The organism is Streptomyces sp. NPDC055239 (genome assembly GCF_053606205.1).
Genome location: NZ_JBSGRD010000001.1, coordinates 1,450,659 through 1,463,210, shown reverse-complemented (window position 1 = coordinate 1,463,210; position 12,552 = coordinate 1,450,659). Strand labels below are relative to the sequence as shown.

Below are 12,552 nucleotides of genomic sequence, written 5' to 3'. Positions count from 1 at the left end.
CGCCTCCCCCGCAGGGAGTTCAGAGCAAGTCGGTTTGCGGTAGGTCGGTGACCAGTTTCTGGGCGATGTCCTCGAGCGCCGCCAGGTCGGCGGGTGCCAGGCGGTCGACGAAGTGCCGGCGAACAGATGTGACGTGGGCCGGGGCAGCCTCGGTGAGGTTTTCCAGGCCCCGCTCGGTGAGCCGGAGGAGACAGCCCCGGCCGTCGGCGGGGTCAGGTGCGCGCCGGATGAGGCCACGCGTTTCCATCCGGGTGGCGTGGCGCGACAGGCGGCTTCGCGACCAGCCCATCTTGGCAGCCTGCTCGTGGAGCGTGCTGGTGTGTTCAGGGCGTTCCGACAGAGTGCTCAGCACCTCGTAGTCGGGCTCGGAAAGACCGGCTGCGGCCAAGTCGCGTGCCGTGCCGGTCTGGACGGCGATCACCATGCGGCGGAAAGCCCGCCAGGCGCGCTCCTCTTCGGGGTCGAGCCAGGTTGGAGCGCCGCCCGACGTTTTCGTTGACATGTAATCAAAATAGCAGCTACGTTCATTTCCATGTCAACGACATCGTCTTCGACGCCGACGCGGATCCTTGTCATGGTGTGCAGCACGCGCCCCGGCGCCCTGGGTCCCGCGATCGGGACATGGCTCACCCAGGCGCTCACGTCCCGGGCGACGCAACTGCAGGCCGAACTCGTGACCGTCCGCCTGAGCGACCTCGCGCTTCCGTTCCTCGACGAGGAGGCACACCCCTCCTCCGGCATCTACCAGCACGAGCACACCCGGCAGTGGAGCGCGATGGTGAGTGCGGCGGACGGCTTCATCGTCGTCACACCGGAGTACAACTACGGAATGCCGGCCACTTTGAAGAACGCCCTGGACTACCTGGGCGGTGAATGGGCGTGGAAGCCGATCGGATTCGTCAGTTACGGCAACACCTCGGCCGGCACCCGAGCCGTCCAGCACGCCAAACAGGTAGCGACCACCCTGCGCCTGGTACCACTGGGCGCCACCGTCGCGATGCGCATCACCGACGCCACGGAGCACGGCAAGGTGATCCCTGATCCCGCCCGTGACGCCGCAGCCGCCGGCGTACTGGACGAACTCATCCGAGTCACCCACGCGCTGCGGCCATTGCGCGACGCAGCCCGGGCCGGAGCGACGCCCGGACCGCTGCCCGGGTCCTACGCAAGACGGCTGCTCCCGCAGGACGCACCGGAGGTCACCGTGCTGCAACGCTGCTGTTGGGTGGATGAGGCACTCGCCAACAACACCCTGACCGTGCCGGCCCTGCACGAATCACCGGACCAGGTCCGCGCATGGCTGACGCAGTGGCACACCACCGGCCTGTGGCGGGACGGTCGGCTACTCGCGCTGGTGCGCGCACGCCGCACCGGCACCGACTGGCACATAGGCCGCCTGGGTGTGGCACCCGACCTGCGCCGTCAGGGCCTGGCCCGCTGGCTCCTTCACATCACCGAGCGCGCCGCCCCGCCGCAATGCCGTCGCACCGTGCTGTCCACCGGCTCCCACAGCCACCGCAACATCGCCTTCTACGAGAGCGCGGGGTATCGCCTGATCCGGTCCACCGAGGACGACGAAACCGTCACCCTCATCAAGGATGCCGCCGAGCCACAGTGCGCCGTCTCAGCCCAAGATGGCGCAGGGACAAGTGGTCTCGCCGTCGGACGCAATGACGCTCAGGCCGTTCATGGCACGGAGCAGGTGGGAGCGGCAGCCTTGGCAGACACCCCGCAAGGGGGCGGACAGTGAGCGCGCACTACGACGGGCGCACCATCGCGGGATGAGCCGGAGCACTGGCCATCGGCGTGGGAATCATCGGCTGGCGCCCGGGACTCTGGCTGGGGCTTGCTTCCCTGGTGGCGTCGGTTCTGCTGACGTGGAGCCTGCACCTGGCGGGCTGGGGCAAGCCGCCAGGGGTGCGCCCTTATGACCGGCACTCCGTTTGAGCTGTTGACGTTCCTCCCCATGGCTAAAGCCGGGGGATTCCAGCCCCATGGCTGAGGCTGCTCTCCACCGCATTGCTGCTGCTGTCGGTTGACGCTTCACGGACCGGGGAGCCAAAGACGAGGACGCGCCTGATGCCGCCTCACGGACAACCGCCACCAGCGGCCGCCACCGTCACGCCACTGGCAACAGCACTTCGCGGCGCGCTTCGGCAATCTGTCACGGCCCGCGCTCCGTGGGCAGGGTCACCTGTTCACCGGGACTGACACGGGCGCGGTGCCACCGCAGGATGCGCGGACGATCAGCGTGGGCCACAACTGGACGCGGTGGACCGGGCGTTCGATCGGGTCATTGGCACGCGCCAGGGCCATGTCGGCGGCCAGGGCGCCCAGCCGGTGTTTCTGCGGGCGTACGGCGGTCAGCGGAGGGTCGGCGGCTGCGGCTACTTCGTCGTCGTAGGTGATGACGGCGAGGTCGTCGGGGACGGTCAGGCCATGCTCGTGGGCGCGTTCGACCAGGCCGACGGCTTCGCCGTCGGAGTGTACGAACAGGGCTGTGGCGCCGGCTTCGCGACAGCTGCGGAGTGTGGCGTCGTAGGCGTCCGTCCAGCCGGAGGACCCGTACGGCGGTACGTCGTGTGCCAGGCCGTCGTGGCTGGACAGGCCGAGGGAGGCGATGGTCTCCTGCCATCCTTCGCGCAGGGCCTGAGTGGTGGGGCTGAAGCGCGCGGTGATGAAGGCGATACGTCGGTGGCCCAGCGTGACCAGGTGCCGTACGGCCAGGCCCGCGCCGAGGCCGTGCGCGGTGGTGGCGGCGTCGAGGTGCAGGGTGGGCAGGGCCGGTGGCGGCAGCCGTTCGACCAGGACGACGGGGATGTTCAGCGTGCCGAGCCAGCGCAGCAAGTCCTGGCCGGCCTCGCCGGTGTTGGTCGGGGCGACGAGCAGGCTGCGCACGCCGCGATCGAGAAGCCCCGTCACCTGGCGCCGGTCCTCGGCCGCGTCGTAGGCGGAGGCGCGCAGTACCAGTCGTCCGCCTGCGGCAGCGACGGCTGACTGGGCGCCCTGGATGACGGCCGGCCAGTAGTACTCGACGGTGGGGACGACCATGCCTACGAAGGCCTGGTCGGGCAGCCGTCCGTTGGCGAAGGCGCCCCGGGCGGCTCGCTCGTCGGCTGCCGGACCGCGGTAGGGCAGGGTGACCCCTCCGTGGACGCGCCGTACCAGTCCCCGGTCGGCCAGCATCGTGACGTCCCGGCGGACGGTGACGGCGGTGACCCCGAGCCGCTCGACCAGGTCGGCCAGGCGCACGGTGCCGTGCTCCCGCACGGTGGCGAGAATGAACTCCTGACGTTCCGAAGCCAGCGCCATCGTGTCCCTGGCCTTTCGCTTTGATCGATTCGTATCGGTCAACTTCTCTTGGGTTCCTGCTGTTCTACCGCAGGTGGCCCCGATCCGGATACCCGTCCCCGGTCACATCACCGTGCGTACGACGAACGGAACGAAGAGTCCGCAAAGCCCGGACAGGGAGGGCCTCTTCAGGCTAGTTGATCTTTCTTTTTCTATCGATCCTGATCGATACACTTCGTTACCGTTGACCGAAAATCGTGCAAGGGCTGAAGTGTGCGAACACCTTCCTGCACGAAAGGAAACACCTGGTGTTCGGTTTCTCCTCCGACGCCTGTGAGAGCGCGAGCACCCCTCGGACGCACCGGTCGCGGAGGTCCCTGCTGCGGGCCTCCGCGGGCCTGGGCACCGCGCTTCTCGCCGGCGGCACACTCACTGGTTGTTCGAACCGGCCCTCCGGAGCCACGCGTGTACGTCTGTGGTCGTGGCTGACCGGCATGGATCAGTACGTCGCCGCGTTCAACTCCGCCCAGCGCGACGTACATGTCGAGCTGAGTGTGATCGCCGCCGGTACATCCGGCGGCTATGCCCAGCAGACCAACGCGATCCGCGCTCACAACGCCCCGGACATCCTGCATGTCGAGTACCAGGCGTTGCCGCAGATCGTGACCACCGGCGGGCTGCGCGACCTGAGCGCCGAGGTGGCCGATCTCGCCGAAGGCTTCCTGCCGGCCGCGTGGCAGAGCGTGCGCCCCGGCGGGAAGACCTGGGCGGTGCCGATGGACTTCTGCCCGATGGCGTTCTTCTACCGCAAGGACCTGTTCGACAAGGCGGGCATCGAAGTGCCCCGTACCTGGCAGGAGTTCCGCCACGCCGCCTCGGCGGTCCGCAGGGCCGACCGGGGAGCGCGGATCACCACGTTCCCGCTCAACGACGGCGCCTTCTTCGCCGGGATGGCCTGGCAGACGGGCGCCCCCTGGTGGGACATCGCCTCGGACTCCTGGCGGGTCGGGATCGACAGCGCGGGCACTGTGCGCGTGGCCGAGTACTGGCAGGACATGGTGTCCTCCGACCGCGCCGCGCGCGACGCCACCGGCACGCAAAGCTGGATCTCCGCGATGCACCACGGCAGGCTCTGGGGGATGCTCGGGGCCACCTGGGGCGTGGGCATGCTGAAGAAGTCCCTGCCCGCGGACAAGGGCCGCTGGGCCGTCGCTCCCCTGCCCACCTGGTCCGACGACCCGTCCACCGGCGTGTGGGGTGGTTCGGCGTTCGGGGTCTCCGCCGAGAGCAAGGCTCCCGAGGCCGCCCTGACGTTCCTTCGCTGGCTCAGCACCGACCCCGCGGTCCCCCGGATCGGATCGAAGGTCACCTTTCCCTCGCCCGCCTACCTCCCCAACCGGCAGGTGGCCCGCAGCGCCTACGAGGACGGCTTCTTCACCGGCGATCCGATCTTCGACGTGCTGGACAAGGCGGCCGCCCGGGTCCCCGAGTGGACATGGGGTCCCACCTCGCTGAGCACCTTCGCCACGATCGCCGATGCGCTGGGCCCGGTGTCCACCAAAGCGATCACGATCCCCAGAGCCATGCACCAGGTCCAGTCCTCGACCCTCGCCGCCATGCGCGCCCGCGGCCTGGCCGTCACGGACGGGAGCCGGACATGACCAGCACGCACACGCCGGTGAAGACGTCCGCCCCGGCCTCCGCTCCCCCACCGGGCAACCGGCGCCGCTTCACCGGTGCCGCACTGGCCGCGCCGTTCGCGACGCTGCTGCTCTGTACCGTGCTGGTGCCGATCGGGTACGCCTTCTACCTCAGCCTGTTCACCGACCGCCTCTCGGGACTCGGGTTCGAGGGCTACCGCCAGGTCTTCACCGGCTTCGGCAACTACGCCGACGTCCTCGGTGACCCGGCCGCCCGCGACAGCGTGAACAACGTCGCCCGCTACGCCCTGATCCACATCCCTGTCATGTTCGGCAGCGCCCTGCTCATCGCCCTGCTGCTCAACTCGGCCACCGTACGGCTGCGGCAACTCTGGTCCCTTGCGGTCTTCCTGCCGTACGCGGTGCCCGGAGTCATCGCCGGTCTGATCTGGGGCTACCTCTACAGCCCCGGCATCGGCCCGCTGGGCGATGCCCTGCCGTTCGATCCGTTCGGCGAGGCCGGAGTGCTGCCCGCCATCGTGAACATGGCCACCTGGCAGTGGACGGGTTACAACGTGATCATCTTTTACACGGCGCTGCAGACCGTGCCCCGCGAGGTGCTCGAGGCCGCGCGCGCCGACGGCGCCGGCGCACTGCGCACCGCGCTGTCCATCAAGATCCCCATGATCCGTCCGACGATCTTCGTCGCGCTTGTCTTCACCACCATCGGCTCCCTGCAGCTGTTCACCGAACCCATGGTGCTGCGCACCTTCACCGGCACGGTCACCAGTACCTGGACCCCCAGCCTCTACATCTACGACGCGGCCTTCATCAGCAACGACTACGGGCGCGCAGCCGCCGCGTCCATCCTGCTCGCCCTCGCGTCGGCCCTGCTCTCGGCGCTGGTGATGCGACTGTCCTCCCGGAGTTCACGATGAGCGCACCCACCACGGCATCGCCCGCGGCCACGCACCGCTCACCGGCCCGCCGTGCCGCCCCCGACGGACCCAAGACCGGTTCCCGTGGCTCCCGCTGGACCTCGCGCGGTGCGGTACACGGCGTGCTCCTGCTCGCCGCCCTCTACAGCGTCCTCCCGCTGGTGTGGCTGGTCACCTCGGCCACCAAGTCCGTCGGCGACTTCTCCACCACCGGTGCCTTCGAACTCACCGACTTCAACCTCTGGGGAAATCTGCGCGACCTGTTCACCCGGGAGGACGGCGTCTTCCTGTACTGGATCCGCAACTCCGTGCTCTACGCGGGCGTCGGAGCCGTCCTGGGCGCACTGATCTGCACCGCCTGCGGCTACGCCGTCGCCAAACTCGACTTCCCCGGACGGCGTGCCCTGTTCGCGGTGACCCTGGCGGGCGTCCTCGTGCCGCCCACCGCGCTGGCACTTCCCCTGTACCTGCTCGCCTCGAACCTGCACCTCGTGAACACCTTCTGGGCGGTCTTCCTGCCGCTGCTGAGCAACCCCTTCGGCGTCTACCTCGCACGCACCTTCGCGGATGCGGCCGTGCCCGACGAGGTCCTGGAAGCAGCACGCCTGGACGGGGCCGGTGAGTTCCGCATCTTCCTGACCATCGCCCTGCCGATGATGATGCCCGGGTTCGTCACCATCCTGCTGTTCCAGTTCGTCAGCATCTGGAACAACTTCTTCCTGCCGCTGGTAATGCTCACCGATCCCGAACTGTTCCCCATGACACTGGGCATCTACCAGTGGAACACCCGGGCCCCGCAGTTCCCCGACTACAACCCCCTGGTCATCACCGGATCGCTGCTCGCCGTCGTGCCGCTGATCACCGCCTTCGTGGTGCTGCAGCGCCAGTGGCGCAGCGGCCTGTCCGCAGGGAGCGTCAAGTGACCGGGAGCGCAGCCACTCAGGCCGGACCGGTCGCCGCTCCACGCAGGCCCGAGACTCTGCTGCTGATGAGCGACCGGACCCTGCGTACCCAGTTCGGGCACGAACAACTGGCCCGGCTGCATGCCGCCGCCTCCCTCGGACAGCCGCTCAGCGCTTCGAACCTGGACTCCGGCACCGTCCGCGCCCGCCTCGCCGAAGTGGAAGTACTGATCACCTCCTGGGGCTGCCCGGTCCTGGACCACCACGTACTGCAAGCTGCTCCGCGCCTTCGCGCAGTGCTGCACGCCGCGGGATCGGTGCGCGGTCACGTCCCGGCTGCCGTGTTCGACCGCGGCATGCTCGTGACCACGGCCGCCGACAGCAACGCCGAGCCCGTCGCCCAGTACACGCTCGGCGCGATCCTCTGGGCGTTCAAGAAGGTGCCCTTCCTCGCCATGGACGCACGCCGCTTTCGCGAGGACTGGAGCTACCTGCACAACCGGGGAGAACTCAGCGGCCGTGACCGCACGGTCGTCCTCGTCGGCTTCTCCCGCATCGGCCGCCGTGTCGTCGACCTCCTGCGCAGCCTGGACCTCGCCCGGGTCCTGGTCGTCGACCCCGTGGCGGACCCCACCGAGATCACCGCCGCGGGAGCCGAACCGGCACAGCTCGCAGAGGCAATCGGGCAGGCGGACGTACTGAGCCTGCACGCACCGGAATTGCCTGAGACCCGGCACATGATCGGAGCGGCGCAGCTCGCGGCGCTTCCCCCCGGTGCGGTGCTCATCAATACCGCCCGGGGCTCCCTCGTCGACACCGCGGCGCTCGAAGCGGCCTGTCGCGGCGGCCTGCACGCCGTCCTGGATGTCACCGACCCCGAGCCCCTGCCCGCCGACAGCGCTCTGTACGACCTCCACAACGTCGTCCTCACTCCACACATCGCCGGATCCCTCGGCTCCGAGACCCGCACGATGGCCGGCGCCGCGCTCACCGAACTGGAGCGCTACGCCACTGGATTGCCTCCACGCGCGCCGGTCACCAGGCAGTCCCTGACCGTGCAGGCATGACCTGCTTCCCGACCCCGACCCCGACCCCGACCCCGATCAGAGCTCTCTACTCAGCCCAGAGGAGTGTCATGAACAATCAGCGTCCCGGCAGAAGGACCGTACTGCGGGCGGGCGGTCTGGCGGGCCTCGCGGCCGCTGTCGGCCTGGCCGCGAACCCGGCCGACGCGGCGCCCGCCGCCCGGCGCCCGACCACGCGCATCGTCGACCTGGGCCCGGCCGTGCGCCAGTTCTCGCTCATGAGCGCGGTACTGGTCGGCGACACCCTCTACATCGGGTCCCGCAACATCGACCCCGTCCAGATCATCGCCGTACACCTGCCGACCCAGAAGGTGGTGGCACAGACCGAACTGACCAACGGCCACTCCATCCAGGCACTCGCCGCCGACGACAGCGGCAGGTACCTGTACGCAGGGATCCTCCAGAAGGCATCCGGCGACCACCCCAACCTCTTCCGCTGGGACCTGAAGACGCCCGACGAACCCGCCCAACCCCTCGGCCACATCGCCGACCGCGACGTACGCGCCCTTGCCGTGGCGCCCGACGGTGTCCTCTACGCGGTCGGCGGCGGCAGCAGCACCGCCCCGGCCCTTTGGGAGTACAGCCCCGCGACCGGCAAGATCCGTAATGTGGGCACCCCGGACCCCAAGGTCACCCTCGCGCGGACCGTCGCGGCGACCCGTACCCACGCCTTCTTCGGCGCGGGCACCACCTTCAACGGCGGCGGCGACACCAGCAAGGCCGCTCTCTACGCCTACGACCGATCCGCCAAGTCCTTCACCCAGATCACGCCTTCGGAGATGCTGCGCGATCCGAGCATCCGTGATCTCGCCGTCTTCGGCGACAAGCTCGCCGTGAGCTCCGCCGGCTCCACGGAAGACTCGAAGGTCGCTCTCCTGGACCTGAACGATCTGTCCTCGTACAAGGTCGCGACATCGATCGGCAAGGTCGCAAAGTCGTTCGCGATGATCGGCGACACCGTCTACTACGCCAACGAATCCGGCCTGCTCTCCTACCAACCCTCAACGAACACGATTTCCCCCGTCCAGTACGACGGGCCCGAACTCGGCGAGATCTGGGGCGTGAACAGCCACGCGGGCAAGGCCGTCGTCACGTCGGCCTACGGTTTCGTGGCGCAGATCGACCCGGTCAACAAGACTGCCGCCGTCACCGACCTCCGCAATGCGGGCGCACCCATGGCCCCGCAGACGGTCATGGGTATCGCCGCCGGTGGCGGCTACGTCTACGTCGGCGCAAACGCGACGATCGCCCGCCACACACCTGGCAACGACAAGGTCGTCAATCTCCGTGCACCCGGGGAGGCCAAGGACGCCATCGTCGTCAACCGCATCCTGTACACCGGCCAGTACAACTCCCAGGGCATCTGGCGCTACAGCCCCCGCACCGGCAAGGTCAGCCAGGCGGCCTCCTTCCCCTACGAACAGAACCGCCCGCTTGACGTCACGTTCGACGAGGACAACGGTCTCGTGCTCGCCGGAGTGCAGTCAGACACCGAGGGCGCAGGCGCCCTGTGGACGTACCACCCAAGGACCGGCCGCTCACGACACTTCGCCAACCCGGTCGATGAGTCGCAGTGCGTCCGCGGCATCGCGAGCCGGGACGGCGTCGCCTTCCTCGGCGGTGACAACACCGCGCCCGTCGGTCCGCGCAGCACCGTCGTCGCATTCGACCCGGTGGCCGGCAAGGAACTGTGGCGGATCGACCCTCAGCAGACGGCAGGTGTCGCCGCGCTCACCGTACGCGGACGCCACCTGTACGGACTGTCCCGCAAGGGCGGCCTCTTCGTCGTCGACATCCCGGGGCGCAAGCTGATCCACCGCGCGGACGTCACCTCGGTCAGCAATGGCTTCGCCGCCATGGTGACCAACCGCGGTGTCGTCTACGGCGTCTCCGACACCACCGTCTTCCGCTTCCACCCCAGGACCTTCGCCGTCTCGGTCGTTGTCCCCGACATCGACGGCGGCTGGTACAGCGGCGCGCACATCACCAACGATGAGCACGGTCATCTGTACACCATGCGAGGTCGCAACCTCGTCCAGATCACCGACCACCCCCGCTACTGACGCTGTGGGCGGGCACGTCCCCCTCCCCTCCCCTCCTCTCCCCTCCGTCACCAAAGCTAGGGAGCTTTCATGAAGAAGGCACACAACAGGATCTGCATCGCCGTCTGCGTGGCCACCATCGCCGGCACCGGATACGCCGCGACCGCCTCCGCTACGCCAGAGGCCGGGCACCGTTCCCAAACGGCACTCCAGAAGGGCGCTCAGCACAAGGACGTCGGCGCCCGCAAGAAGCATTCGGCCCTGCCGCAGGGGGCATCCAACCTGCTCGACGTCAACTACGAGTCCGGCACCCTCGACTCCGGCATCCCCGGCCTGACCACGACTCATGCCAAGGCCCCCGACGCCTCCAAGGTCCAGAGCAGCGGCGACGGAAGCTCACACTCGATCTCGCACAAGGTGACGCTGAACGACGCGGACTACGTGTCCGACGGAGCACCGCGCAGCGAGAGCGCGAACAACGAACTGCAAGAGTCGCTCATCCACGTGGGCGACGTGCACCGCTACGAGTTCAGCGTCATGCTCAAGGACTGGGAGACCGGCAAGGGAAGCGCCGGCGACATCATCTTCCAGGGCAAGCACGCGGGCGGGAACAAGCCGTCGTTCTACATGATGGCGAAGGGCAACGAGATCGCGTTCCGCTCCCCGCTCCTCGATCTGCAGGCGCCGGTGGTCGAGGACTTCCGCGGCTACATCAACAAGTGGATACGGTTCCGTATAGACGTCCGCTGGGCCGAAGAAGAGACCGGGTATTACAAGGTGTCCGCCCAACTCCCGGGAGAGAAGGACTTCACGCTCAAGAAGACGTACACCGATGTCAACACCTTCCATCCGGAGAATCCCACGACCATCGGTTACATCAAGTGGGGCCTGTACCGACCCGCCTCTTCGACGGAAGCGGGCGATCCCGCGACACGAGTGGTCCAGCACGACAACATCCGGGTCATCGACCTGGGCACCTCCTGAACCACTGATCTCCGGCCCCGCCTCCTCCCCCTCCCCTCTCCCCCCCATCCGCGCCTGAGCCGGATGGACAGAGGCCCCCGACCGGGTGGACCGGTCGGGGGCATGGTGGGCGCCCCGCAGCAGCCTCATCACCATGGCAACCCCTCCCGAAAGGGCTCGGGAACGCCCGATCCGCGGACTCCGTGACCTACGTGCATCACACTGGCACCACGATCCGTTGTCGCCGCGGCGGCTGCTCACCCAGAACACCTCCTGGGTGAGCGAGAAAAGGGGAAGACGTGAGTGAGAGCCAGCGCCCGTCAGACGTGTCGGGCAGGCTGAACACCGGAGTCGCGCACAACGCTCGAGTGTGGAACTACTGGATCGGCGGGAAAGACAACTACGAGATCGACAAGCAAGTCGGTGACCAGGTCGTCACGATGTTCCCGGTGATCCGTGACGTGGCCCGCGCCGACCGCCAGTTCCTCGGCCGCACGGTCCGGTTCCTGACCGCCGACTGCGGCGTGCGACAGTTCCTGGACATCGGCACCGGACTGCCGACCGTGGACAACACCCATGAGATCGCCCAGCGGATCGCACCCGAGTCCCGGATCGTCTATGTCGACAACGACCCCATCGTGCTCGTCCACGCCCGCAGCCTGCTGACCGGTACACCCCAGGGAGTCACCGACTACATCGACGCCGACATTCACCACCCGGATGGCGTCATGGAGGGCGCATCGGCAACCCTCGACCTCGACCAGCCCGTCGCGGTCATGATGCTGGGCATCCTCAACTTTGTACTCGACACGGGCGAGGCACAGGACATCGTGCGCCGGATCATGGCCGCGGTCCCCTCCGGCAGCTATCTCGCGCTGACACACCCCACCACCGATACCGATCTCGGTGGCGAGGGCAACGTCGAGGCCATGAAGTTCTGGAACGAGAACGCCACCCCGCCGATCACTGCCCGCAGTCGCGCAGAGATCAGCTCCTTCTTCGACGGCCTGGACCTTGTCACCCCCGGCCTCGTCTCGTGCGCGCAATGGCGCGTTGATTCCAACTCCCCTGTCGAACTTCCGCAGTTCGGCGCGGTTGCGTTGAAACCCTGACGGATGCGGGAACCCGCCGTCGTTCAGGGGTGGGCTACGGAGACGTTCTGCTCCAGACGGGCGCCCAAGGTGGCGGCGAAGTCCTCGGCGCGGGACAGCTGGATCCGGAGCCTGTCGACCTGCTCGGCAGCGGCCTGCTCGTACTCGCGCAGCCGGGCCAGCAGCGTCTCGCGCTCGTCGGCGTCGAGATCGCCGTCCGCATCGAGGCGGTCGGTCGCGTCCAGCAGGTCGCGCATCTGGTCGAGAGTGAAGCCGAGCGGCTTCATACGGCGGACAACCATGAGCCGCTGCACGTCAGTCTCGGTGTAAAGGCGGAATCCGCCCTGGGAACGAGCCGAGGGGGCGACAAGGCCGGTCTCCTCGTAGTGCCGAATCGTGCGCAGGGACAGCTCGGTCCGCGCGGCGACTTCGCCGATCTGCATGTGCTTGTCGTCCACGCGCGTGCGCCTGGCCCTTCTTGTCGGGGCGGGACGCGTCCCGTGCGACCTCACCAATCCCTACTCTAACGTTAGGGTAGGGTTCGTGATGTTGAGGGGTGGCCCGCGCTGCCCCGCTACTGCCCTACCGGAGCCGTCGCAG

At 68.2% G+C, this 12,552-nt stretch carries 11 protein-coding genes; 8 read left to right on the top strand and 3 right to left on the bottom strand.

The genetic code is table 11. The features are described 5' to 3' along the window. Positions 1–19: 19 nt before the first annotated feature. Complete coding sequence (locus ACWFRJ_RS06145; protein ID WP_453524994.1) at positions 20–502, bottom strand: MarR family winged helix-turn-helix transcriptional regulator; 483 nt, start codon at positions 500–502, stop codon at positions 20–22. A gap of 30 nt (positions 503–532) precedes the next feature. Here ACWFRJ_RS06145 and ACWFRJ_RS06140 point away from each other — a divergent pair, with 30 nt between their 5' ends. After that, complete coding sequence (locus ACWFRJ_RS06140; RefSeq protein ID WP_453524993.1) at positions 533–1,750, top strand: GNAT family N-acetyltransferase; 1,218 nt, start codon at positions 533–535, stop codon at positions 1,748–1,750. 440 nt (positions 1,751–2,190) lie between these two features. Here ACWFRJ_RS06140 and ACWFRJ_RS06135 read toward each other — a convergent pair whose 3' ends face one another. After that, on the bottom strand, positions 2,191–3,312 hold the full coding sequence (locus tag ACWFRJ_RS06135; protein ID WP_453524992.1) for a substrate-binding domain-containing protein: 1,122 nt from the start codon (positions 3,310–3,312) through the stop codon (positions 2,191–2,193). Positions 3,313–3,785: 473 nt separating this feature from the next. On the opposite strand from ACWFRJ_RS06135, the gene ACWFRJ_RS06130 reads away from it, so the two are divergent. The 7 genes from ACWFRJ_RS06130 to ACWFRJ_RS06100 all read left to right on the top strand — a co-directional run bounded on the left by ACWFRJ_RS06130 (position 3,786) and on the right by ACWFRJ_RS06100 (position 11,973). Beyond that, complete coding sequence (locus tag ACWFRJ_RS06130) at positions 3,786–4,952, top strand: ABC transporter substrate-binding protein (RefSeq protein ID WP_453524991.1); 1,167 nt, start codon at positions 3,786–3,788, stop codon at positions 4,950–4,952. Next, positions 4,949–5,869 (top strand): carbohydrate ABC transporter permease, encoded by a 921-nt coding sequence (locus tag ACWFRJ_RS06125; RefSeq protein ID WP_453524990.1) that lies wholly within the window; start codon positions 4,949–4,951, stop codon positions 5,867–5,869. The genes ACWFRJ_RS06130 and ACWFRJ_RS06125 overlap by 4 nt, the downstream gene beginning before the upstream one ends. Then, entirely contained in the window at positions 5,866–6,792 is a 927-nt protein-coding gene (locus ACWFRJ_RS06120; RefSeq protein ID WP_453524989.1) for a carbohydrate ABC transporter permease, read from the top strand. Before ACWFRJ_RS06125 ends, ACWFRJ_RS06120 begins: the two co-directional genes overlap by 4 nt. A gap of 65 nt (positions 6,793–6,857) precedes the next feature. Beyond that, positions 6,858–7,838 carry a hydroxyacid dehydrogenase gene (locus tag ACWFRJ_RS06115; protein ID WP_453525077.1) on the top strand — a complete coding sequence of 327 codons (981 nt, stop codon included), beginning with the start codon at positions 6,858–6,860 and terminating at the stop codon, positions 7,836–7,838. 68 nt (positions 7,839–7,906) lie between these two features. Then, a complete protein-coding gene (locus ACWFRJ_RS06110; protein ID WP_453524988.1) occupies positions 7,907–9,919 on the top strand; it encodes an outer membrane protein assembly factor BamB family protein in 2,013 nt (670 codons plus the stop codon). Between the two features lie 69 nt (positions 9,920–9,988). Then, a complete protein-coding gene (locus tag ACWFRJ_RS06105) occupies positions 9,989–10,882 on the top strand; it encodes a heparin lyase I family protein (RefSeq protein ID WP_453524987.1) in 894 nt (297 codons plus the stop codon). A 278-nt stretch (positions 10,883–11,160) separates the two neighbouring features. Next, positions 11,161–11,973, top strand: coding sequence for an SAM-dependent methyltransferase (locus tag ACWFRJ_RS06100; RefSeq protein ID WP_453524986.1), 813 nt, complete (start codon positions 11,161–11,163; stop codon positions 11,971–11,973). Positions 11,974–11,996: 23 nt separating this feature from the next. Here the strand turns inward: ACWFRJ_RS06100 and ACWFRJ_RS06095 are convergent, their stop codons facing one another. Next, a complete protein-coding gene (locus ACWFRJ_RS06095; RefSeq protein ID WP_453524985.1) occupies positions 11,997–12,410 on the bottom strand; it encodes a MerR family transcriptional regulator in 414 nt (137 codons plus the stop codon). Between the last annotated feature and the right edge of the window lie 142 nt (positions 12,411–12,552).